This is a genomic window from Lacipirellula sp., from assembly GCF_965279485.1.
In the GTDB taxonomy this organism is placed as follows: Bacteria; Planctomycetota; Planctomycetia; order Pirellulales; family Lacipirellulaceae; genus Lacipirellula.
Genome location: NZ_CBDIIC010000002.1, coordinates 2,521,902 through 2,545,740 on the forward strand (window position 1 = coordinate 2,521,902; position 23,839 = coordinate 2,545,740).

14 protein-coding genes are annotated in these 23,839 nt (G+C 63.3%); 11 read left to right on the forward strand and 3 right to left on the reverse strand.

The window, feature by feature from the left end; all coding sequences use genetic code 11:
* The first annotated feature begins 67 nt into the window (after nucleotides 1-67).
* Nucleotides 68-4,870: a lamin tail domain-containing protein gene (locus ACQY7R_RS17755; protein WP_428306907.1), complete on the forward strand. Its 4,803-nt coding sequence runs from the start codon at nucleotides 68-70 to the stop codon at nucleotides 4,868-4,870.
* Between the two features lie 417 nt (nucleotides 4,871-5,287).
* Here ACQY7R_RS17755 and ACQY7R_RS17760 read toward each other — a convergent pair whose 3' ends face one another.
* On the reverse strand, nucleotides 5,288-5,434 hold the full coding sequence (locus ACQY7R_RS17760; RefSeq protein WP_428306908.1) for a hypothetical protein: 147 nt from the start codon (nucleotides 5,432-5,434) through the stop codon (nucleotides 5,288-5,290).
* Nucleotides 5,435-5,485: 51 nt separating this feature from the next.
* Here ACQY7R_RS17760 and ACQY7R_RS17765 point away from each other — a divergent pair, with 51 nt between their 5' ends.
* From ACQY7R_RS17765 to ACQY7R_RS17800, 8 genes are all read left to right on the forward strand, one after another.
* The gene (locus ACQY7R_RS17765) at nucleotides 5,486-5,671 is read left to right on the forward strand and encodes a hypothetical protein (protein ID WP_428306909.1); all 186 of its coding nucleotides are present in this window, start codon (nucleotides 5,486-5,488) and stop codon (nucleotides 5,669-5,671) included.
* A gap of 148 nt (nucleotides 5,672-5,819) precedes the next feature.
* A complete protein-coding gene (locus ACQY7R_RS17770) occupies nucleotides 5,820-6,503 on the forward strand; it encodes a heavy-metal-associated domain-containing protein (protein ID WP_428306910.1) in 684 nt (227 codons plus the stop codon).
* Nucleotides 6,500-7,033 carry a hypothetical protein gene (locus ACQY7R_RS17775; protein ID WP_428306911.1) on the forward strand — a complete coding sequence of 178 codons (534 nt, stop codon included), beginning with the start codon at nucleotides 6,500-6,502 and terminating at the stop codon, nucleotides 7,031-7,033. The genes ACQY7R_RS17770 and ACQY7R_RS17775 overlap by 4 nt, the downstream gene beginning before the upstream one ends.
* Nucleotides 7,034-7,059: 26 nt before the next feature.
* Nucleotides 7,060-8,217, forward strand: a complete 1,158-nt coding sequence (locus tag ACQY7R_RS17780; RefSeq protein WP_428306912.1) for an ABC transporter permease — start codon at nucleotides 7,060-7,062, stop codon at nucleotides 8,215-8,217.
* A gap of 60 nt (nucleotides 8,218-8,277) precedes the next feature.
* Nucleotides 8,278-9,879: an efflux RND transporter periplasmic adaptor subunit gene (locus ACQY7R_RS17785; protein WP_428306913.1), complete on the forward strand. Its 1,602-nt coding sequence runs from the start codon at nucleotides 8,278-8,280 to the stop codon at nucleotides 9,877-9,879.
* 30 nt (nucleotides 9,880-9,909) lie between these two features.
* Entirely contained in the window at nucleotides 9,910-10,617 is a 708-nt protein-coding gene (locus tag ACQY7R_RS17790) for an ABC transporter ATP-binding protein (protein WP_428306914.1), read from the forward strand.
* Between the two features lie 12 nt (nucleotides 10,618-10,629).
* The gene (locus ACQY7R_RS17795; protein ID WP_428306915.1) at nucleotides 10,630-11,772 is read left to right on the forward strand and encodes an ABC transporter permease; all 1,143 of its coding nucleotides are present in this window, start codon (nucleotides 10,630-10,632) and stop codon (nucleotides 11,770-11,772) included.
* A gap of 101 nt (nucleotides 11,773-11,873) precedes the next feature.
* The gene (locus tag ACQY7R_RS17800) at nucleotides 11,874-13,310 is read left to right on the forward strand and encodes a TolC family protein (RefSeq protein ID WP_428306916.1); all 1,437 of its coding nucleotides are present in this window, start codon (nucleotides 11,874-11,876) and stop codon (nucleotides 13,308-13,310) included.
* Nucleotides 13,311-13,331: 21 nt separating this feature from the next.
* Here the strand turns inward: ACQY7R_RS17800 and ACQY7R_RS17805 are convergent, their stop codons facing one another.
* The gene (locus tag ACQY7R_RS17805) at nucleotides 13,332-16,481 is read right to left on the reverse strand and encodes an efflux RND transporter permease subunit (RefSeq protein WP_428306917.1); all 3,150 of its coding nucleotides are present in this window, start codon (nucleotides 16,479-16,481) and stop codon (nucleotides 13,332-13,334) included.
* 12 nt (nucleotides 16,482-16,493) lie between these two features.
* Nucleotides 16,494-17,942: an efflux RND transporter periplasmic adaptor subunit gene (locus tag ACQY7R_RS17810; protein ID WP_428306918.1), complete on the reverse strand. Its 1,449-nt coding sequence runs from the start codon at nucleotides 17,940-17,942 to the stop codon at nucleotides 16,494-16,496.
* 424 nt (nucleotides 17,943-18,366) lie between these two features.
* Between ACQY7R_RS17810 and ACQY7R_RS17815 the strand changes: the two genes are divergently transcribed.
* Both ACQY7R_RS17815 and ACQY7R_RS17820 read left to right on the forward strand, forming a co-directional pair.
* Complete coding sequence (locus tag ACQY7R_RS17815; protein WP_428306919.1) at nucleotides 18,367-18,987, forward strand: winged helix-turn-helix transcriptional regulator; 621 nt, start codon at nucleotides 18,367-18,369, stop codon at nucleotides 18,985-18,987.
* Between the two features lie 523 nt (nucleotides 18,988-19,510).
* A complete protein-coding gene (locus tag ACQY7R_RS17820; protein WP_428306920.1) occupies nucleotides 19,511-23,839 on the forward strand; it encodes a beta strand repeat-containing protein in 4,329 nt (1,442 codons plus the stop codon).

A 23,839-nucleotide genomic window follows, 5' to 3' on the forward strand; every position in this document is an offset into this window, starting at 1 on the left:
CCGACTATTCTGAATAGTTGACTCCTCTCGGAACTCTCCTCTGAAGACGGCACGGAACAGAGCTCGCATGGCATCTTCGCATCGCAATCGGCGACCATCGTCGTCGCGTACTTCCACCTCTCGCCAGAAGTCTGCGCCCCGCAAGTTGCGCTACGAACCGCTCGAAGATCGTCGCGTGCTGGCGGTCGTCATCAACGAGCTGCACTACAACCCCGAAGACAACACGAGCCAGGAAGAGTTCATCGAACTCTATAATACCGGCGCGACGGCGGTTGATCTTTCGAACTGGGCCTTCACCGACGGCATCGAGTACACGTTCGCGCCTGGTCAACAAATTGCGGCCGGCGGGTACCTCGTCATCGCTCAGAGCCCCGCGACGATCTTGGCGGAATTCGGCGTCAACTCGATCGGACCTTACACCGGCGGGTTGAGCAGCGACGGCGAACTCGTCGAGCTCCGCAACGCTCAAGGCCAGGTCATCGACCAAGTCGACTACAAGGTCAGCTTTCCCTGGCCGATCGCTTCCGACGGCAACGGCGCCTCGATGGAGCTGATCAATCCAGCGCTCGACAACAACCTCGGCAGTTCGTGGCGCCCGTCGTACGTCACGCCCATGTTCCCCGCCCCCAGCGATCCGCCGCCGCCAACCGGTACGGGGTTGCTCAGCAACATCGTCCACCGCTGGAGCTTCAACGGCAATCTGAACGACAGCGTCGGCGGCTCGAACGGTGCGCTCGTCGATCCAGGCGGCATCGCCACCTACAGCGGCGGCCGACTCAACGTCAGCGCCAACTCCGGCCAAAACTCCGACCAAACGCCATTCACTTCGGGCGCCTACGTCAATTTGCCGAACGGCATCATTTCTAGCCTGCCCGGCAACGCCACTTTCGAGTGGTGGGGCACTGTCTCGACGAATCGCACTTGGGCGGAAATCTTCTCGTTCGGCCGCAGCACCGGCGGCGAGGATCGCTCGACCGGCGCACTTAATCAGGAATACATCACGCTCATTCCGCAGGCTTCGTCGGGGACCTTGCGGCTCACCCATCGCAACGGCGGCACGCAAACTGAAAGCTCCGTCGATTGGACGAACGCTCCGACGCCGGGCGTCGAGTACCAGTTCGTCACCACCTGGGATACCGTCAACGACGTGCAGAAGCTGTATGTCAATGGCGTCCTCGTCGGCACGAGCCAATTGCTCATCGACCTGATCGACATCGAAGACGTCAACAACTGGCTGGGCCGTTCGCAGTGGGGCGATCCGTTGTTCGACGGCTTCCACAACGAATTCCGAATCTACGACAAGGCCCTCACAGCCGCCGACGTTTCCACAAGCTACGCCGCTGGGCCCGACGCCGTCGCTCCTGGCCCAACGATCAGCTCCTTCACGGCAAGCGCTGCGGAGATTCTTGCCGGGCAATCGGTCACGCTCGCCTGGAACGTCGCCGGCGCCACGTCGATCTCGATCAACCAAGGGGTCGGCACGGTCACGGGGCAGAACCAAATTATTCTGAATCCGACGCAAACCACCACCTACACGCTCAGCGCCACGAACGCGCAAGGGACGAACACCCGCACGGTGAAAGTCGTCGTCGAGCATCCTCGCGCCACGCCCGGCGCGAAGAACAACGTCTTCGCCACGAACGCCGCTCCGGCGATTCGGCAGGTCAACCACACGGCGAATCCCGTCTCCGGCAGCTCCGTCACCGTCTCAGCTAAGGTGACCGATCCAGAAGGCGTCGCGTCGGTCGTCTTGCAGTATCAGGTCGTGCTACCCGGCCAATACCTTCCCGCGCGGCTCCCCGTCCCCATCGATCAGTTGATCGCCGACGAGACGCTGCAACCGACGGCCAACCCCGCCTACTTCGCCGCCGCCAGCTGGACGAACGTTTCGATGCTCGACAACGGCGCCGGCGTCGATACGGCGGCCGGCGACTCGATCTTCTCCGTCGCGCTGCCGCCGCAGTCGCATCGCACGCTGGTGCGCTATCGTATCGTCGTCACCGACGCGCTCGGCAAATCAGTCACTGTTCCCTACGACGACGATTCGTCGCTCAATTTCGCGTACTTTGTCTACGATGGCGTCCCTGAATACAAAAACAACGCGAACCAAGTCGTCGCCAACGCCGCCGCGCTCGCTTCGCTCCCGATCTATCAGTTCCTGACGCGTGCCGAGGACATGACGGCCGTCAACGGCTACGAGCCGAGCCAGGAAATCCCGCAAGGAACCGAAGCCCGCAGCGCGTACAACTGGTCGGGTACGATGGTCTACAACGGCGTCGTCTACGACAACATCACCTACCGCCTCCGCGGCGCCAACGGCCGGTACCTCACCGACGGCAAGCGGAGCATGCGATTCCGCTTCAACGACGGCAGCTGGTTCGAACCGCTCGATAACAACGGCGTGCCCTACCCCGAGAAGTGGAAGACGCTCACTACTGGCAAGGGTTTCGACAATCGGCAAACGCTCACCTACTCGCTCAACGAAGCGATGACGATGATGCTGTCGAACCTCATGGGCCTGCCGGCGGCGGAAACCCATTGGTTCCAGTTCCGCGTGATCGACGGCGCCGCCGAAGCCCCCGACCAATGGCGCGGCGACTTCTGGGGCATCAACTTCGCGATGGAGGACTACGACAAACGGTTCCTCGACGCCCACGACATGGAGGCGGGCAACCTCTACAAGCTCATCAACCAATCGAACGACGCCCTGCGGCAGCAAGACTACCAGGCTCCGTTCGCCGTGAGCGACGGTTCCGACCACGACTACATGGAGGAGATCTTCGGCCGCGCGAGCACCGATATCGAGTTCCGCGTCAATCTGCAGAAGTACTTCATCTTCCGCGCCTTGGCGGAAGCGGTGCGCCATTACGACTATTGGCCTACCGGCAACAAGAACATGGTCTACTACTTCGAGCCCGACTACCTGCCGCAGAACGATAACTTCGGCAAGCTGTGGATCATGCTCTGGGATACCGACGCCACGTGGGGCCCCACGTGGAACGACGGCAAAGACCTTGTCCAAGACGCTCTGTTCGAAAACCAAAACGTCGCTTACCGCAACTCGCTGATCAATCCGGCGTACTACAACACGCTCCGCGAATTGCGAGATCTCATCTGGCAGCCTGACCAGATCAAGGGGATGCTCGACGAGCTCGTGTCAAAGATCCTGCCGCTCGAAGCCGCCGACCGCGCACGTTGGCAAGGCGCTCCGAACGACGCCGGCAACTACAACGGCCTCGGCGGCGCCGGCGCGACGTCGCTTACCGCCCTCGTGCAAGACATGATGAACTTTGCGTTCGTCGGCGGCAGCTGGCCCGGCGGCGACGTCGGCCCCGGCGGCCGGGCGTCGTACCTCGACGGTCTGCTGAATGCATCTGGCGAAGAAGCGCAAATCCCCAACAAGCCGACGATCACTTACGTCGGCGCCGCCGGAAAGCCAGCCGACGGCCTCGCGTTCCAAACGACCGCCTTCGCCGATCCTCAAGGCAACGGCACCTTTGGCGCGGTGCAGTGGCGTCTCGCCATGGTCACCGACGTCGCCGCGGGACTGGACGTTAATCGGACGTTCCTCGATGAATTCACCGCCAGCTGGGACTCGGGCGCGCTGACGGTCAACAACAATGTCATCAACGTCCCGGCCTCGGCAGCGACGCCGGGCGGCACTTACCGTGCCCGCGTTCGCTACCAAGACGCTACCGGCCGTTGGAGCCATTGGTCCGCTCCGCTGGAGTTCGTCGCCGGCGCCAACGCGTCGACGCCGGCGCTCGTGATCAGCGAACTCCACTACAACCCCGCCACGAATCCGGCTGTCGTCGACTCGCAAGACCTCGAGTTCATCGAAGTCCTGAACACCGGCACGCAAACCCTCAATCTCGAGGGCGTGCAACTCGCGACGTTCGCTTCGACGTCATACACCTTCGGCGCCGGGCTCACCCTGGCCGCCGGCCAACGGATCGTCGTGCCGAAGAACCCGACCGCCTTCCAGTCGGTCTATGGCACGGGCGTCTACATCGCAGGGGGCGGCTACGGCACGGCGAACCTCAGCAACGGTGGCGAAGTGATCACGCTCGTCGCCGCCAATGGCACGGTGCTGCAAACGATCGAGTACGACGACGCGGCGCCCTGGCCCACCGCCCCGGACGGCAACGGTCCGTCGCTGGAGTTCTTCAACCTTACGGGCGATCCGAACTCCGGCGTCAACTGGCGGGCGAGTTCGATGACCGGCGGCTCGCCCGGCTGGGATGGCAATCCTGGCCTCGCCGGCGACTACAACCGCGACAACCGCGTCGACGGAGCCGACTTCCTCACCTGGCAGCGGACCTTCGGCAACCGCACGCCGGCGCTGGTAGGCGCCGACGGCAGCGGCAACATGCAGGTCGACGCGCCCGATCTCACGATTTGGAAAACCAACTTCGGTCAGTCGCAGACGGTCGCCGCGTCCGCTTCATCAACCTCCGCAGCGACCGCTGCCGCGGTGATGGCGCCAGCTTCGTCGAGCGCGATGCTTGTTGAAGAATCGGCTCCCTTGTTCGCAACGTCCACGAGCGCCGACTTCGCCACGCCGGCTGGCCTTCCCTTCCTGGCAGCCGGCGATGCGTCGCAGCGCCGCTTCGAAGCCGCGTTCTCGGCGTTCGGAGACGATGACCTGCAACCGATCCGGCGCCGTGAATCGGCGAACGGCTGGCTGCAAGTTGAACGCAACGGTCGCACTGAGAGCGATTCGGTCGCATGGGCCAACCCCAAGCACCGTGCACGGCGCGGCGAGTTGCACGAGTTCTCCGCAAAGGAAACTGAACTCGCGCGGCGCGACGCCGCCATCGGCATCCTCGAAGATCGTTACTGCACGACCTCAGAGGACGAACTGCTGTAACCCTCGTTCGCGAGGCGAAGGCGGACGGAAGCGGAGTGATCGCCAGCGCGATTATCCGCTCACGCGCGCGTGCGGTGAGCGTCTGCGGGAGAGAGCCGGCGGTCGGGGTTCGCGGTGCGCATAGGCTCAACTCCTGTTCCATCCGCGCGGAATTGCGGTATCTCACTACGGCTCAACAGGTTGCACACGCGCGAGCAGACGACGGAAAGGCAGGCAAGCTGGGTTCTTCTTGCCGCCGCGGCGTTATTAACCTAATCTCGTAGTAGCGATTGCGACGATTGAGATTGACGGTTGCTCACGTTTTTCCAGCCGGCTTACATGTTCCACCGCTCCCCACTATTGACGCGACTAATCGCCGCCCTCGGGCTGGCGTTGCTGTCAATTAACGGAGCGCAACAGTGCCGGGCACTTTGCCTGCTAGCAGATTGCCACGCGGCCGGAACCTGCCCGCACGACGAAACAGCCCAGCCGCGTCCATGTGGAACGTGCTGCAAACAAGCGAAGCCAACCGCCGCGAGCCCGCAGCATCACCACTGTGGCGACGAACTTTGCGATGATTCGCATAGCTCCGATCACTGCCCTAGCGAACAGCCTTGCGCCTGCTGCGCCTCGCCGGTGCCGACGCAAACATCCTCGGTCGTCGACTCCCAAGAAGTCCTCGATGCGATGCCGCTCGATGGCAATCTGACGGCCGTCGTTCAATATTTGAATCGCCATTCCGAACGCGTTTCGGACGCGCACGCCAGCGATCTTCCGCGAACCGTCTCGGTGTGCGCGGAGCTCTGCCGCTTCATCATTTGAGCATTGCTCGCTTCGATCTTTGCCCGCTGGGCATGTCGCTGACTCACGCTGAGCAGCCGTTACTGCACGAATTGTCGCGAGGCGCCCGCCTGCGCTGCGACGGACGGATTCGTCGCCGCCGCCTCGATTTTTATCCAGGGAGTACCTTGTGAAACTGCATCGAATGGCCGCCTGGGCCAAGCCGCTTGCACTGCTGGCCGCCGTCGCAGCGCCAGCTGCCCTCCACGCCTCGCGTGCCGTCGCCGCCGACGTCGCCACCTACGAGATCACGGCAGACGACATGTGCTGCCAAGGGTGCGCCAAGAAGATTGCCGCCCAACTTTACACGGCGCCAGGCGTGATGAACGTCTCCGCCAACGTTGAAAAGCGGCTCGTCACCGTCACGGCCAAACCCTCGCCGAAGCTCACCGCCGATCGACTCTGGAACGCGGTCGAAAAGGGAAAGGGCAAACCGTCGCGGCTCGTCGCCAGCGACACGGCGATCTCGCTGGTTCGTCCCGACCAGCTCGATGCCGCTAGCCGCGCCGCTGACGGGCGCTATGTGATTTCCGTAGCGCCTGCCACCGACGCCAACGCCATCGCCCAACTGAGCAACGCGGTGCAGTCGATGAAGGGCGTTCAAACTGTCACGCTGCTGCCGGACAAGTCGCAACTAATCGTCGAACCGGCGAAGAACGTGCAACTTTCGCCGTGGCCGATGCTGTCATCCGCTCGGCAGTTGGGACTCACGCCTTCGTCGGTCACCGGTCCGTTCGGCCGGCTCACCTTGGAACCGACTCAAGCCGCTCCGCAAGTTAGCTCACGTCCTCAATCAGTCGGAGGGACTCGATGAAAGCGTCCCTGTATATCACCGCCATCGCGAGCGCGCTCAGCTTGAGCATTGGCTGCGGGAGCCCAGCGTCCACAACGCCTGAGAGCAGCGCCACGGCGACCAGCGCCATCGTCAACGGTGAGAAGTACCTGCTGGCCGAAGAACCCGATGATGCGGTCGGCGTGATCGAAGCCCGCGAAACAGCGAGCAACGGCGATCCGCTGGTCATCGTTGGCCGCATCGGCGGCTCCGACAAGCCATGGGTCGAAGGTCGCGCGGCGTTCATGCTGCTAGACGCCTCGATGGCGGTCGTCGCCGAAGGCACTGAAAGCGCCGAAGGCGAAGTCTGCATGGGCGATTGCTGCGCCGACGAGCGCGCCGAATGCACCACGCTCGTGAAGGTCGTCGACAACGGCGCCCTTGTCCCGGCCGATTCGCGCCAACTCCTGGGCGTGAAGGAGAACGACTTCGTCGTCATCCGCGGCAAAGCGAGCAAAGACGAGAGCGGCAATTTTACAGTGTTGGCCGACGGCGTCTTTATCCGCCGGTAAACGCTGCGAACGGAAGTGAGAGAACCATGCGACGACTGTTACCTTGGGACTATGGCGTTCGAAACCTGTTTCGCCGGCCGTCGCGCAGTGCGCTGACGCTCGGCGGGCTGTCGATCGTCATCCTGCTGGTGCTGGTCGTCGTCGGCTTCATTCGCGGCCTCGAAGCATCGCTCGCCGCCACCGGACAACTCAACGTCGTCTTGGTGTATGCGATGTCTTCCGGCGCCGACATCGAGAACTCTGCGATCCCTGGACGGACTCCGGCGCTGCTCGCCGCTAGCGTCGCCGGAGTCCGGTCGCAGTTCGGCGAGAAATTCATCTCGCCCGAGCTGTACCTGGGGACGCGGATCTCAGTGAACGATCAAGAAGGGCTCGGCTTGGTGCGCGGCGTGACGACGGCGGCGCCGCTCGTTCGCCAGCAGGTGCAGATCATCGAGGGAACGTGGCCGGGACCGGGCGAAGTGCTGGCCGGGCGGCTTGTTCACTCGAAGCTCGGCTGCGACGAGGCGGCGTTGCAGCCCGGGCAAACGATTCGCTTCGATGGTCGCGATTGGAAGATTAGCGGCGTCTTCGCTGCCGGCGGCGCGGCGTTTGAATCGGAAGTCTGGTGCCCGCTGAACGACTTGCAGTCCGCGCTCAAGCGGCAAGACCTCAGCTTGGTCGCCGTCACGATGGATTCGGCCGACGCCGCCGCAGACGTCGATCTGTTCTGCCGCGAGCGGATCGATCTCGAACTGAAATCCGTGGGAGAAATGGCCTACTACGCCGACCTCCAAAAACACTATCGTCCCGTGCGGATGCTCGGTTGGATCGTCGTCTGCCTCGTCGCCGGCTCCGGCGTCTTCGCGGGGCTCAACACGATGTACGGCGCCGTCGTCGGCCGCATCCGCGAACTCGCCACGCTGCAGGCCATCGGCTATCGGCGGCGCGCGATCCTACTCACGCTGATCCAAGAAGCGACGCTGCTCGCCTGTTGCGGCGCGCTGATCGCCTGCCTGTTGGGACTACTGTTCGTCAACGGCACGGCGGTACGGTTCACGATGGGAGCGTTCATGCTTCGCGTCGATAGCGTCGGCATCGCCATCGCCTGCATCACCGCGGTCATCCTTGGCATCGTCGGCGCCTTGCCGCCGGCGGCCAAGGCGATGCGACTCCCCGTTGTGGAAGCGATCAAAGCTATTTAACTCAGTGACCTGATTCGGCCTCGTGTAAACAAAAACTTTTTGCAACCAGAAGCGTCGACCATGTCGCATGTCGATCTCAGCCAACTCGCCGTGACGCGTCAGCCGGCAGCGGCGACCAAATCGCCCGTGCGGCGTCGCTGGGGCACGCGCTACATCGTGCCGATTGCGATTCTCGCGGCGTTCGGAGCGTTGTTCGCCGCCGCGATGCGCGATACCTTGCTTCCCGCGCAGGGGGTGACCGTCGTGCCGGTGATCGTCACGCGGGCCGAGATTCAGCAAGAAGGAACGCCCCTGTTTCAAGCCGCCGGTTGGATCGAACCGCAACCTTCGGCCGTCACGGCGTCGGCCCTCGCCAGCGGCGTCGTCGAGCATATGCTCGTCGTCGAAGGCCAACTCGTGCAGAAAGGCGAACCGATCGCCAAATTAAACGACGCTGACGCCAAACTCATGGTGCAGCAAGCAGACGCCAAGTTGCGGCTCGCCGAAGCCGACCTGCAAAGCGCTCAAGCGTCGCTCACCGCCGCGCAATCGACGCTCGCCAACCCCAACGAACTGCGGGTCGCGCTCGCCGACGCCGAGTCGTTGCTTGCGGAAACTCAACTCGGCCTCGGCAATCTTCCGTTTGCGATCGAAAGCGCAACGAGCCGCCAACAGTTGGCAGCTGAAAATCTTGCCCGCAAAGAACAAGCCGGCGATGCGGTCGCCGGACGCGTCACGCGCGAAGCGGCCGCCGAACTCGCCGCTACGAAGAGTGCTCTCGGCGAATTGCAATCCCGCGGCCCGAAGCTCCGCGAACAGATCGATGCGCTCGGGCGCAAACGCGACGCCTTGCGGCAGCAGTTGGAATTGATGACGGAACCCAAGCGTGCCGTCGCCGCTGCAGAAGCATCGCTGGCGGCGGCCAAGGCGCGGCACGAACAGGCCCATTTGGAAGTCGACGCCGCCCAATTAAATCTCGACCGGATGACGGTCGCCGCGCCGATCTCAGGCCGCATCCTCACGGTCGACGCTCGCCCCGGCAAGCGATTATCGGGGCTCGATCCCCTCTCCGAGCAAAACTCTAGCGCGGTCGCTTCGATGTACGACCCCGCGAAACTGCAGGTGCGCGTCGACGTTCGCCTCGAAGACGTTCCGCAGGTGCAGATCGGCCAGCCAGTCTCCATCGAAACAGCCGCTTCGCGCCAGCCGCTCGCGGGCAAGGTGCTGTGGCTCACTACGCGGGCCGACATCCAGAAGAACACGCTGCAGGTGAAGGTCGGCATCGACAACCCGCCGGCAGTGATCACGCCCGAAATGCTCGGCAAAGTAACGTTCGTCGCGCCGCCGCAGCCAGTGACCGACCAGCAAGAGATCGCTGACGCGCTCCGCCTGCTCGTTCCGCGGCAGTTGGTGCAGGAGGGCGACAGCGGCAAGTTCGTTTGGATCGCCGACGCAACGAACGGCGTCGCCCGCCGCACGCCGGTCGAACTCGGCAAAGCGGGCACCGATCAGCTGGTCGAAATCGCCGCCGGGGTCGACCCGACGATGAAGCTCGTCGCCACGGGCCGCGAGCAGCTCACCGACGGCGCACGCATTCGCATCGTCGACAACGATCAAAGCATCGGCGGTTCGCCTGCCGGCATGTCGCCGACCGCACGCACGACAAGCCCTGTCGTTCAATAAAACACGCTCCCGACTAGAGGATCAAATAACATGCCGCTCGTAGAAGTCATCGACGTTCGCAAAGAATATGTGAGCGGCGAAGAAACGATCCGCCCGCTCGACGGCGTCCACCTCGACATCGAGGAGGGCGACTTCGTTTCGTTGATGGGCGCCAGCGGTTCGGGCAAAAGCACGCTGTTGAACCTCGTGGCTGGCATCGACGAGGTCACTTCGGGAAGCATCGTCGTCAGCGACACGGAAATCACCTCGCTCTCTCGCGGCGGGCTCGCCGATTGGCGGGCCGCGAACATCGGCTACATCTTTCAGACGCACAACCTCATCCCGGTCCTCACCGCTTACGAAAACGTCGAGTTGCCGCTGTTGCTGCTGCCGATGTCGGCAGCCGAACGGGCCAAGCGGGTCGAGATCGCCCTCGCCGCCGTCGATCTCACCAACCGCGCCGGCCACTATCCGCGGCAAATGTCGGGCGGCCAGGAGCAACGCGTCGGCATCGCGCGGGCGATCGTCGCGAATCCCACCGTCGTCGTCGCCGACGAACCGACCGGCAGCCTCGACGACGACACGACCGAGCAGATTCTCACCCTGCTGCAACGCGTCAACCGCGAACTCGGAATGACGCTGCTGATGGTGACGCACGACGCCGACGCCGCCATCCGTGCCACGCGGCGCCTGCGGCTCGAACGAAGCCAACTCATTGAGAACGGCAAGCCGATCCTCCCCCGCGCTCTGACTGCCTAAGGACTCCCTGCCGTGTTCAACTTTATTCCCTACATCGCGAAGAGCCTGTGGCGGCATCGCACGCGTAGCCTGCTGACAATCAGCGGCGCCGCGGTAGCGCTATTAGTCTTTTGCTTCGTCGGCGCCGTTCAGCATGGCCTGTTCGCGCTCACGGAGAATCAAGAATCTGGGCAAACGCTCATCGTCTTCCAGGAAAATCGCTTCTGCCCGCAGAGCAGCAAGCTTCCGCAAGATTACGCCGCGACGATTGCGAAGCTGCCCGGCGTCGCCGACGTGACACCGATCATGGTCTTCACGAACAACTGCCGCGCGAGCCTCGACGCGATCGTCTTCCAAGGCATGCAGCCCGAGCAACTAAAGCAGTGGCGGCCGCTGGAAATCCGCTCAGGCAACTGGGAAGCATTCGCTCGCCAGGACGATGCGGCCCTCGTCGGCCAAGCGGTCGCCGCTCGCCGCAAGCTGAAGCCGGGGGACAAGTTCACCATCGGCGACGTTACTGTGCTCGTGGCCGGCGTCTTTGCCTCGAACAGTGCCTCCGACGAAGCGCTGATCTACACGCACCTCGACTTCCTGCAACGAGCCCGCGGCCTCAGCGATGTCGGCCAAGTGACGATGCTCGAAGTCCACCTCGCCGACGGCGCGAATCCCGACGCCGTCGCCACCGCCATCGACGCCGAGTTCCACTCCGGCCCCGTCGCCACGACGACGCGCACCAAAGGCATGTTCCAAGCCGACACGCTCTCCGATCTCGCCGAGCTGATCGGCTTCATCCACTGGCTTGGATACGCTTGCGTCGCACTCGTCCTGTCGCTTGTCGCGACGACGACGATCATGTCGGTGCAAGATCGAATCAAAGAGCACGCCGTCCTGCAAACGCTCGGCTTCCGACCGCTGCGGATCTTTCGGCTCGTCATCACGGAAAGCGTGCTGCTGAGCGTGCTGGGGGGCGGCCTCGGCGTTGTCGGCGGCATGCTGTTCCTCGCTTGGTCCGATATGTCGGTCGCCGCGGAGGGCGTCACGATCGCGTTTCGTCCCTCGTGGGACATCGCGTTGCAGGGCGCCATCGCTTCGCTGGCGGTCGGCTTACTGGCAGGCATCGCGCCTGGTTGGCAGGCGGCTCAAACCAAAATCGTTACCGCACTGAGGCATGCCTAGCATCCCTCTTCGCTGCGAAAGCTCACGTTCGGAGAAGCCGTCGCTGATTCAATAAAACAGAAGTGAAACAGCGACGCTGCTGCGGAAAGGAATCCCGCCAGATGTTCAACATCAATCACAACGTCTTTCTAACGCCTCGCAGCGGCGCATGGCGGCGCCTTGTCGTTTGCTGCTGCATCGCAATCGCTTCAAACCGCGCCGTGGCGCAAAGCCACGTCAATCTGCGCATGGCCGACTCGGTGCTGCCCGCAGCAGAGCCCATTCCGTTGCCGACGCCCGAAGAGGCAGCCGGCCTCGGCCTGGAAGACCTCGAGCAGATGGCGCTCAGTTGCAACCCCTCCGTTCAACGCGCAGCGGCGATGGTCGCCGCTGCGGGCGGAACTTGGGTGCAAGTCGGCTTGGCGCCCAACCCGAGCGTCGGCTACGAAGGCCAGCAAATCGGCAGCGGCGGACTCGCCGAGCAGCATGGCGTGCTGTTTAGCCAGGAAATCGTTCGCGGCGGCAAGCTCGCGCTGAATCGCGCCGTCGCCGGGAACGAGCGCATGCGGCTTGAGCAAGAACTCGCAGCCCAACGACTCCGCGTGCTGACCGACGTGCGCGTCGCCTACTTTCAGGTACTGCTCGCACAACGGCAAATCGACCTAACGAACAACCTCACGCAAATCGGCCAACAGAGCGCGAAGACGGTCGATGCGCTGTACCGCTCGCAAGAAGTCGGCAAGTCCGACGTCCTGCAGGCTCAGCTCGAAATTGAGAACTCGCAAATTCTCGCCGAGAACGCCCGCAATCGCTACGCCGCCGCCTGGCGCAGCTTATCGGCCGTCATCGGCGATCCCTCGCTCGCGCCACAGGCGCTCGTCGGCGATCCGCTCGGGGATCCCCAGAAAATCGACTTCGACGAAGCCCTCGGCCGATTGCTGGCCCTCAGCCCCGAAATGGCCGCGGCGTCGATGGCGATCTCGCGCGCTCGCGCCGCGATCGAACGCGAACGAGTCGAGCCGGTACCGAACGTCACGGTGCAGGGCCTCGTCAACTGGATGGACAACGGCATCAACGGCAAACCCGACGGCGGCGTCGCGGTGAGCGTCCCGATTCCCGTCTTCAATCGCAACCAAGGCGGCGTCGCCCGTGCCCAGGCCGAGCTAGTCGCGGCGAGTCGTGCACGCGATCAACTTGAACTCGACTTGCGCAATCGGCTGGCGCCGACGTTCGAACGATACGCGAACGCCCGCAATCAAGTCGTCCGCTACCGCGATGTCATCCTACCGGCGGCCGACGAGTCGCTCGATCTCACCCGCAAGACCTACACGGCGGGCGAGACGAACTATGTAGCGCTGCTCACCGCCCAGCGGACGTACTCGCACACGCAGCTTGGTTACTTGGAAGCCGTGCGAGCGCTGCGGATCTCCGAGGTCCAGATCGACGGCTTGCTCCTTGCCGGCAGCCTAGAGACCGCGCCGAGCGGATCGTCGAGCCTTGAAGTCGGCGACGGGGTGCAAACCGAACCAGTCGGCGCGATTGGCCTCGTGCCGCAGTAACGCGTGCATCGACCGGGCCGCTCACTTCGCCCCGCGCCGCCAAAACCGATCCGACAGGAACCGCAGCACCACATAAAACGTCGGCGTCAAAATCAACCCGAACATCGTCACGCCGAGCATCCCGGCGAACACCGACGTACCCAGCACTTGCCGCAACTCCGACGCCGGGCCTTCGGCCAGTGCCAACGGCAACACGCCGAGCAAGAATGCAAACGAGGTCATCACGATCGGCCGCAACCGCAGACGGCACGCTTCGATGGCCGCCTCGATCGTCGAATGCCCTTCCTCTTCGAGCTGCTTCGCAAACTCGACGATGAGCACCGCATTCTTCGCCGCGAGGCCAATGAGCACGACGAACGCGATTTGCGTGATGAGGTTGTTGTCCATCCCGCGAGCCGAGACGCCGGCCAGCGCGAACGGCAAGCAGATCGGCGCGATGAGGATGATCGCCAACGGCAGCGACCAGCTCTCATATTCGGCCGAGTGAACGAGGAACACGAACAGCACACAGAGCGGGAAGATGTAGAGGGCCGTGTTGCCCGCGAGTTGTTCTTGGTAGGCGATCTCCGTCCAAGCAATCGTCATCCCCGGCGGCAAGATCTCGCGGCCGAGCCGTTCGATCGTCGCGATCGCTTCGCCCGAGCTATGCCCTGCCCCGGTATCCCCCTGCACTTCCGCCGCAGGGAACATGTTGTACCGCACGACGCGATCGGGCCCGCTCTGCCACTTCACGTCGACCACCGAACCGAGCGGCACCATCCGGCCATTCGCGTTGCGAGTCTTCAATCGTCGAATGTCCTCCGCCTGATCGCGAAAGTCTTCTTCCGACTGGGTCCGCACCTGGAACGTACGGCCATACAAATTGAAATCGTTAACGTACGCCGAGCCGAGATTCGTTTGCAGCGCGTCGAACACGCTGGTGAGCGACACGTTGAGCATGTTCGCCTTGACGCGGTCGACGTCGGCGAACAATTGCGGCGTCGACGCCCGATAGGTCGTGAACACGCCCGCGAGCGCCGGCTCTTTGTAGCAGGCGGCGATCAGTTCGTCGGTCGCCTTCTGTAGCGCCTGGGCGCCATTCCCTTTGCGGTCTTGCACGAGGAACTTGTACCCGCCGGCGGTTCCCAACCCCTGCACCGGTGGCGGCGGCACGACGAAAATACTCGCATCGGGAATCGCCATCAGCGCCTGCTGCAAGCTATCGAGTTGCGTGAGAATCGGCGGCGCCACCTCGCCCTCGTTCTTCACGCTCGCCGGGCCGATGAAGATCGCCGCTGCGTTGGGGCTGTTCGACCGCGTGGCGCCCGAGAAGCCGGAGAAACCAACCGCAAAGCCGACGCCGGGATGCTTCATGATGATCTCGGTCGCCTGCTTCACCACCGCGTCGGTCCGTGCGAGCGACGCCCCGTCGGGCAATTGCAACACCGTGATGAGGTATCCCTTATCCTGTCGCGGAATGAACCCGCCCGGCACCGCCTTGAATCCGTACACCGTCGCCCCAATCAGTGCCGCATAGAGCAGCAGCGGCAGCGCGATCTTGCGCAGATTCCACTTCACCGTCGCCGCATAGAGCGTGCTCGTCCGATCGAACCCGCGATTGAACAGCCGGAAGAACCAGCCAAAAGCAAAGTCCCAGAACCGCGTGAATAAATCTCGCTTCGCCCCGTGCGGCTGCAAGAGCAGCGCACACAGCGCGGGCGTAAGCGTCAACGAATTGAACGCCGACAACAGCGTTGACACGGCGATCGTCAGCGCGAACTGCCTGTAAAACTCACCACTAATGCCGCCGATAAACGCCGTTGGCACGAACACCGCCGACAAACCGACCGCGATGGCGATCACCGCCGCGGTCACTTCGTCCATCGCCTTGTAAGTCGCCTCGCGCGGCGGCAACCCGAGCGCGATATGCCGCTCGACATTCTCCACGACGACGATCGCATCATCGACGACGATGCCGATCGCCAACACCAGTCCGAACAGCGAAAGCATGTTGAGCGAGAATCCGAACAGCGACATCGCCGCGAACGTGCCGATGAGCGATACCGGAATCGCGATGAGCGGAATGAGGCTCGCCCGCCAGTTCTGCAAGAATACGAGCACGACAATCACCACCAAGATCGCCGCTTCGAACAGCGTATGAATCACCGCATCGATCGACTCGCGCACGAACACGGTCGGGTTGTAGACGATCTGGTACTCTAGCCCCTCGGGAAACTCTTTCGACAACTCTTCGATCGTCTGCTCGACGCCCGCTGCGGTCGCGAGGGCGTTCGAACCAGGCCGCTGCGCGATCGCAATCGCCACCGCCGTCTCGCCGTCGAGATACGTGTTGACGGTATACTCCCGCGAGCCGAGTTCAATCCGAGCCACGTCGCGCAGCCGAATCACTCGGCCATCGGCGCCCGTGCGGACGACCATGTCCTCGAACTGTTCTGGCTCGAGCAATCGCCCCAGCGTGTTGATCGTCAGCTGATAATCGCCCGAGACCGACTGCGGCGGTTGCCCGATGACGCCCGACGCCACCTGCACGTTCTGCGCACGAATCGCCCGCAAAATATCGTCGCCAGTGAGCGACAGATGGGCGAGTTTCTCCGTATCGATCCAGACCCGCATGCTGTACTCGCGCAAGCCCGGCATCGTCACGTCGCCGACGCCATCGACCCGCGATAGCGCATCCTTCACTTGGATGAGGGCATAGTTGCCCATGTAGAGCTGATCGTACGTCTTCTTCGGCGAGACGAGGTGAATCACCATCAACAAGTCGGGCGACGACTTAATCGTCGTCACGCCCAGCCGCCGCACATCCTCCGGCAATCTCGCTTCCGCAGTCGACACGCGGTTCTGCACCAGCACCTGTGCCTTGTCGAGATCGGTGCCAAGCTTGAACGTCACGGTCAACTGCATCACGCCGTCGACCGTCGACTGCGACGACATGTAGAGCATGTCCTCGACGCCGTTCACCTCCTGCTCGATCGGCGTCGCCACCGTGTCGGCGATCACCTCCGGCGAAGCCCCCGGATACATGGCTCGCACCACGATCGTCGGCGGCACGATGTCGGGGTACTGCGCCGCTGGCAACGTAAGGTACGCGATGCCGCCGAGGATGACGGTCACCACCGAAATCACCGTCGCGAAGATCGGCCGATCGATGAAGAAATGGGCGAATTTCATGGGAGTCGATCTCTAGTTGGCGCGCTTCGAAACAGGGAGCCGCGATTCGCCGGCCGCGTTGGCCAGCTCGCGTTCGTCGACCGGCCGCGAATTCGTCCGCGGCTGCGAGAGCCATTCACGTTGGGGCACGCGCTCAAAATCGTTCGGCAATCCCTCCGCATCGAGCGCGAGCGTTTCAGTCTTCACGACCACTTCGACGCCGGGCATCACACGCTGCAATCCGCGCAGAATGAGCTGCTCGCTGCCGTCGAGCCCTTCGCGAACGACGCGCAGATTGCGAACCGGCGGCCCAAGCTTCACGTTCCGCCGCTCGACCTTTCCGTCGGCATTCACCAGCAGCACGTACTTCTCCGATTGGTCGGCGCTCACCGCGAAGTCGGGAACCAACACCGCTTCGTACCGCTCGCTCCCCGGAATGCGCAACCGCGCGAACAACCCCGGCGTCAGCTTGAGGTCGGGGTTCGGCAGAATCGCCTGCCCGCGCATCGTGCCGGTTTCCGAATCCATGCGATTGTCGAAGAAGTCGAGATGCCCCCGATGCGGAAACTCATCCGGCTCGTCGGCCAGCCCCGCGAAGATCGGATTCTTTCCCTCAGTGTTCTCTTCGCCCGTCGGCTTTCCTTCGAGCTTCTGGTATTTCAAGAACGCTTGCTCGTCGGCGTCGAAGAAGGCGTGAATCGGATCGAGCGAAACGATCGTCGTGATCATCGTCGACTGCCCGACCCCGCCGCTAATCATGTTGCCGATCGTCACCTCGCGGGCGCCGATGCGGCCGGTGATCGGGGCGCGAATCTGCGTGTACCCCAGATTGAGCTGCGCGAGTTCCAGCCTCGCGTCGGCCGCTTCCTCGGCCGACCGCGCCGAAGCGGTCGCCGTCTTCGCTAGGGCTAGCCGAGCCGCCGTCGCCTCCAAGCTCGCTTGAGCTTGCCGCTGTTCCGATTGACGGATGTCGACTTCCTGCTCGGGAATCGCCTGCTTGTCGAGCAGCGATTTCGCCCGCTTCAGCAGCGTCTCGGAGAGATCAGACTGCGACTGAGCCACCTTCAGTTCCGCTTCGGTTTGTCGCTCGGTCGCCTGGGCTTGCTCCACTTGCGACTTCGCTTCCGAGAGCGAGGCATTGGCCAGGTTGACCTCCGCTTGGAACGGCCGCGGGTCGATTAAGCAGAGCAAGTCGCCCTCGCGCACCAGCTCGCCTTCGTCGTAGTAGATCGCGTCGAGATAGCCGCTCACGCGTGCGCGCACTTCGACGAACTCAATCGCTTCAAGTCGGCCGACGTATTCGTCCCACTCGACAATCGGCGCCTTCACCGGATTGCCGACCACGACTTCCACCGGCGGCGGAGCAGGAACTTCAACTTGCTGCGAACATCCGGCAGCGAAGGCGATCGCAAACAACAAAGGCACAACGGGAGCGGCGGCGCGTACCGCCAGCGCACCCCGTCGATAGCGGGAATTCAACATGGGACTGGCTCTTCCGAGGATGGCAGGAAATCAACTGTCCACCGCGGGACTAACGTTCGTTAGCCCTCGCCAGCGGCAGCGATCAATCGGGGCGGGAGAAACGCTCGATCAAAGAGACGCTTCTGCTCGGTCATGGTTCGGGAGACAAAGCAATTTGCGTGACGCTCGACCCAAACTTGGGAGTCGCATGCGTATTCTTCGGCTTGCCTCCGCCAGTAACTTTCATGATAATAGTTAGTGTCGAAGATGAGGTCAAGGCGACGAAAATAACTCGCAAGGCAATCGCGGCCAACCGCGATACAGCCTCCAGAATCTCCATCGTGAAGAACCTGGCGCCTGCGTAGAATACTTCGTAAGTACATGAAGAAACGGCGTCGCGGCCATTGCTAGCGAACGTCGGCGGCCCTTTTCACGTGATCGTCGTATGCAACGCAAAGATCTCAGCAACGAAGTTTGCCCCGTCGCGCGCAGCCTCGAACAAGTCGGCGAATGGTGGAGCATGCTCATCCTTCGCGATGCGCTCGCCGGACTGACTCGCTTCGACGAATTCGAAAAGAGCCTCTCGATCGCGCCGAACATGCTCTCGCGGCGTCTCGCGGCGATGGTCGAGTCGAATATCCTTGAGAAGCGCAAGTACTGTGACCGCCCGCCCCGCTACGAATACGTCCCCACGCAACGCGGCCGCGACTTCCAGCCGGTCCTCTGGGCGCTCCTCGCCTGGGGCAACAAACACTGCACCGAGGCCGGCAAAGGGATCCACATCGTCAACATCAAGACAGGCGCCGTCGCCGATCCCGTGCTCGTCGATCGCAAGTCGGGCAAGCTGCTCAGCGACCAGGAGTACCACCTCGTCTGCGAGGCGAAGGCGGCGCAAGCGGCCAAGGAACGGGTCGAGATGATCAACGCCCGCCGCGCTGCGAGCAGCGTCGAAACTAGTTCAGCAAGCGCACCGGCCCCAAAAACGAGCGTCCCCAAGAAGAAGGCTACGCCCACGGCGAAAAAAGCTTCAGCGGCCCCGAAACGTCCGGCGGCAAAGCGCTCGTAGCGGCCGCTTCTGACCGCAGCGGCGGCCCGTTAGATTAGGCCACTACTACAGACATGCCATAGCCCCGGCGTGTTCAACGCTGGGGCCTTTCTCTTTGTCTCCGCTCCCTGAAACATTTGGCCTGTTTCCTCGCTGAACTCCGTACGGCTGCGTCGCGGACGCCGCCTGTCCGGAACCGCAGCGATCGCTAGCCACATGCTCGAAAATTATCTCGATCTGACCGTGACGCTCACGTTGCCAATCGGCCCAAGATGGAGACAGAACCGCCGCGAAGAGGAGACGTCGCGGCGGCAGCATGGGCGCGTGACACGCCTGCTCTCGCAGCGCCCCTTAGCATTCGCACTCGCGGCGTGATGACGCCGCGGTGCTTCCCGGACTTCCCGCGCACTGCGCCAGCATTTCGTTGATCTGCGCGCAGAGCCATCGACAGAACAACGGCGCTACCGCTGCGCACTGACCGGCAACGCTTGAGAATCACTTCGCCAACTAAGACGCAGTAGCGTCAGATTACTAGGACATCACGATGAATCGCACGGTAATTCGCTCGCTCGTTCTCATCGTCGCCCTCGCCGGGCGGACGGCGTCGGCACAACTCGTCAACAACGAGTGGAACGCCGGCAGCGGCAATTGGAACGTTCAAAGCAACTGGTTTCCCTTCGGCGTTCCCGACAACGGCGCCGAAGGGTTCGATTACAACGTCCTCATCGGCAATCGCGCCGTCGCCGCCAACGCGGTCGTCACGTTCGTGCCGCGCGACGGCGTGAGCGACACCGTCACGTCGTTTGCTCTCTCGGACGGGGCCGACTTCCTCACGAACGGCAATCGCTTGATCGTGCTCGGCCAAGCGACCGTCGACGGCGTCGGCAGCACGCTGCGGGTCGATCCGAACGCCGCGCCCGGCGCCATTTCGTTTCAAGCCAACAACCTACTGCTGAAAAACTCCGCCACGATGACGATGAACGGCGGCACCGTCTACGCCGCGACGATCGACGTCGGCCCCAACGCTCGAGTTCAAGGCGGCGGCCTGATCATCTTCGGCGACGCCGACACATCCGCCGAAGACGCCTTCGATAACTCCGGAACGCTCGCCGTTGGTCTCGGCGGCACGCAGAACAACACGCTGATGCTGCAAACAAGCGGCATCGACTACGTCGACCTCGACGGCGACAACGAACTCGGCGTCGTCAACGTTTCGAACAACGTCGCCGATCCGCTGGCCGACGCGCTCACCCTGGTGATCGACGCACCGCTCGAAGATCCATTCGGCGGAACGCTATTAATCGGCAGCCGCGACCTGGTCGAGTTCAAGCAACGTTTACTCATGACCAACGCCACGGTTCAGCTTGCCGGCGGCGATCACCAAGCCACGCTCCGCACTGGCGCCGACGCGGCGATTGTCTCGACCTCGACGTTTAACATCAGCGGCGACGTCCTTCTCGACGGCCATTACCTCATCGGCAACTCGAACGTCACGGTGGCCGACTCCGCGAAACTCACGCTCACCGGCAGCACCTGGATCGACCGCGGAGCTTTCTTGCTCAACAACAACAGCGAGTTGATCGTCACCGGCAACACGACGATCACCGACAGCGGCGACTTCAACTGGGACGGCACGGCCGGCAACGCGACGACGACAGTTCGCGGCAAGGGGCTACTGACGATCGCCGTCGACGAAGTCGACAACAGCAGCAACGACTTCAGCGGCACACTCAACCTGGTCGACAACGGCAAAGCGGTCGTCAACGTTACCTCCGATGCGTGGACGATCTCCGGCACGCTCAACAAAACTGGCGCCGGGATCTCCAGCATCACCGGCGACGGACTCAACATCCGCGGCGCCCTCAACGTGAGCAACGGCACGCTCGCGCTGCCGAAGACGACGCTGGGCACAGGAGCAGTCGTCAACATCGCCGCCGACGGCATTCTGGAACTCGGCGCCGATTCAAGCTTTGCAAGTCCGACCTCGGTGAACGGCGCCGGCACGCTGCGCATCGCGGCAGCCTCCAGCGTCACTTCGAACACCACAGTCAACGTCGCGACCTTCGACTGGGACGGCCTGAATGAAGGCCAACGTCAGTTGGTCGGCAACGAAGTGACCTTCACGATCAACGCCGAGCGCTTCGACGACGACGGCGACATGGACGACCGCATTATCCTGGGCGGCCGCGGCGCCAAGCTGATCGTCAACGGTCCCGCCGAGTGGACGATGAACGGCATCTTCGCCGCCGGCATCGGCGCGTCGGCGAACTCGGGATCGTCGACCATCGGCGGCACGTCGCGCATGGTGCTCGCCAATCGTCTGAACGTCGACGGGCTCGTCTTCGTCGAGGCGCCGATCACCTTCGGCGACGGCTCTTCCAGCGTCACTGGCGTCGGGACTCGCCTCGTCGTCGTCAACGAAGCGACCTACCGCTCGGGCAACATCATCGGCGATGGCATGTACACGCCAGCCGCCGTGAACAACGTCGTCGGCACGCCCAACATCAGCGTCCGGCACTTCGACTTCGACGCCGGCGACTGGAACATCGCCCCAGGCGGACATCTGAAGGTCAACGTCGCCAACTATGATCTCGTCGAACCGACGAAAGCCTTTGATCGCAGCATCACGCTCACCGACGGCGACGTCACCGTCAACTCGGCCGATGCTCGCTTCATCATGAACGGCACGCTGACGATGATCTCCACCAGTGCCGAGCAATCGGCCGACTGGGAAGGGGAACCAATTAGCATCGGCGACGACAACGGCGCCCTAGACGCCAAGCTCATCGTCGGCGGCACGCACACCTCTCGCTTTCGCACTGATGTGATGTTCAACGGCGACGCCGACGTGAACGTCGCCGCCGGGGCGGCATTGAGCTTCGAGAACCACGTCGAGTTCAACACGTTGAGCCCCTCTGGAAACGCCGAGTTCGCCGGCGGCGGCAAGCTCCTCTTCCAACGCACCGTCAACTTCATCGATCCGGTGACGCTCAACATGATCGGCGGCGTGGTCGACCTCGACGGCGACGACGCCACGGGCGACGTCATCACCGTCTTCGCCCCGATCACCATCAAGGCCGCGGAATTAAGCGACTTCGGCCGCTCGAACGCGATGGGCGGCCTCAACGTCATCGACGTCCAAAGCGATTTCGGCTTCGGCGCCCTAACGGTGCAACTCGACGGCCCAACCGCCCACTGGACGCTCAACCCCGAAGGCGTGCTCAAACTCACGAACGACCGGAATCGCCAGACGCTGCTCGCTGGCAGCGACGTCACGCTACGGGGAACGGTTCAAGCGAGCGGCGACGTGCAGCTCGACGCTCGCGTCAGCATCGAGGGATCGATCAACATCGCGATGGCGGGCGAACCGCTCGCCCTCAACGGCGGCGATCAAGGCTTCGTCCCGAACCGCATCGCGGGCGGCGTGGTCGCCGGCGCCGGGCTCCTCGGCGCCAACGCCGACCGCGCTCTGTACGGCTTCGGCACGATCAACACCGCCGTCGACTTCGACGACACCGCCATCCTCCGCGCTGACGACGGCATGCTGACCATCAATGGTCCGATCCTCGACGTCGGCCAAATCGGCACCGAAGACCACGACGGTATCCTCAACGTAACGAACGCCTGGAACTCCAACGTCGCCGATCTTGTGCGACTTAAAGGCGGCGAACTTCGCGGCGCCGCGCTCACCGTCGGCAACGCCGAAGGGCTCGTCGGCTTCGGCGCCGTCACGGCAAAAATCATCAACAACACGCGGATCGCGGCCCGCAGCGGCTTGCTACTCCTGGAAACGGCCGCCAATGACAACGACTGGGACGGCGCCGCGAACAATGGCATGCTGCTCGCCACGTCGGGCGCGACGCTCGAGCTGCGCGACAACGCCGACTTAGCCTTCGGCGGCGGCGTCTCGGCCAGCAGCGGCGGCCGCGTGCTCACCAACGGGTTCGCCTTCGACTTCGGCCCGACCTCCACGCTCGCACTCGACAACGGCACGTTCGAATCGACGCGCGGCGTCAACGTCCGCGGCAACATGACCATCGCCGGCGCGTCGACCATGAATACGATCGGCGGCGAACTTCACTTCAAGCAGGGGAGCTCGACGAACATCATGGGCGAGCTCACGCTCGTCGGCGGTCCGACGGTCGTCGAAGCGGGCGCCGCCTTCACCGGCGTCGGCGCCCTCAACGTCAGCCCCGGCAGCATCCTGCGACCGAATGCGAACGCAAACCTCAACGTGCTAGTCGACAACCGCGGGACGCTGCTGCCCGCGGGCGACGAAGCGATCGGCCGCGTCACGCTCGGCGAGTTCCAACAAAGCAGCAACGCCAACCTGATGCTTGAGTTAGCCGGCATCGGCCTCAACCAATTCGATCGTCTGACGATCGAAGGAGGCGCCTTGCTCAACGGCCGGCTGAGCATCGACCTCGACGGCGGCTTCATCCCGACGCTCGGGCAGACATTCAACATCCTCACCGCCGCGGACGGCATCTCCGGAATGTTCAGCAACGTGCAGCTGGTCGACATGCCGGCGGGGCTGTCTTTCCAACTGAACTACCTCCCCACAATCGTTCAGCTGAAGGTCGTCTCGGCGCCGATTCTCTCGGCCGACTTCGACCACGACGGCGACGTCGACGGCGACGACCTCACGGCCTGGAAAACGGCGTTCGGCCGAAATGCCGGCGGCGACGCGGACGGCGATCTCGACACCGACGGCGCCGACTTCCTCCACTGGCAGCGGCATTTCGGCTCGAGCTCAGGCGTCGTCAACCTCACGCCGCCGATCTCGGCCGTGCCCGAACCCTCGGCGTTGGTGCTCGCGTTTGCGGCCACCGCCGGCGTTGGGCAGTTCCACCGCAGACGGAGCTCTCGCTAA

Coding starts and splice junctions, on each gene's coding strand:
- ACQY7R_RS17755 (WP_428306907.1), top strand. CDS start 68: ATGGCATCTTCGCATCGCAATCGGCGACCATCGTCGTCGCGTACTTCC.
- ACQY7R_RS17790 (WP_428306914.1), top strand. CDS start 9,910: ATGCCGCTCGTAGAAGTCATCGACGTTCGCAAAGAATATGTGAGCGGC.
- ACQY7R_RS17820 (WP_428306920.1), top strand. CDS start 19,511: ATGAATCGCACGGTAATTCGCTCGCTCGTTCTCATCGTCGCCCTCGCC.
- ACQY7R_RS17800 (WP_428306916.1), top strand. CDS start 11,874: ATGTTCAACATCAATCACAACGTCTTTCTAACGCCTCGCAGCGGCGCA.
- ACQY7R_RS17780 (WP_428306912.1), top strand. CDS start 7,060: ATGCGACGACTGTTACCTTGGGACTATGGCGTTCGAAACCTGTTTCGC.
- ACQY7R_RS17760 (WP_428306908.1), bottom strand. CDS start 5,434: ATGCGAATCATCGCAAAGTTCGTCGCCACAGTGGTGATGCTGCGGGCT.
- ACQY7R_RS17775 (WP_428306911.1), top strand. CDS start 6,500: ATGAAAGCGTCCCTGTATATCACCGCCATCGCGAGCGCGCTCAGCTTG.
- ACQY7R_RS17815 (WP_428306919.1), top strand. CDS start 18,367: ATGCAACGCAAAGATCTCAGCAACGAAGTTTGCCCCGTCGCGCGCAGC.
- ACQY7R_RS17810 (WP_428306918.1), bottom strand. CDS start 17,942: ATGTTGAATTCCCGCTATCGACGGGGTGCGCTGGCGGTACGCGCCGCC.
- ACQY7R_RS17785 (WP_428306913.1), top strand. CDS start 8,278: ATGTCGCATGTCGATCTCAGCCAACTCGCCGTGACGCGTCAGCCGGCA.
- ACQY7R_RS17805 (WP_428306917.1), bottom strand. CDS start 16,481: ATGAAATTCGCCCATTTCTTCATCGATCGGCCGATCTTCGCGACGGTG.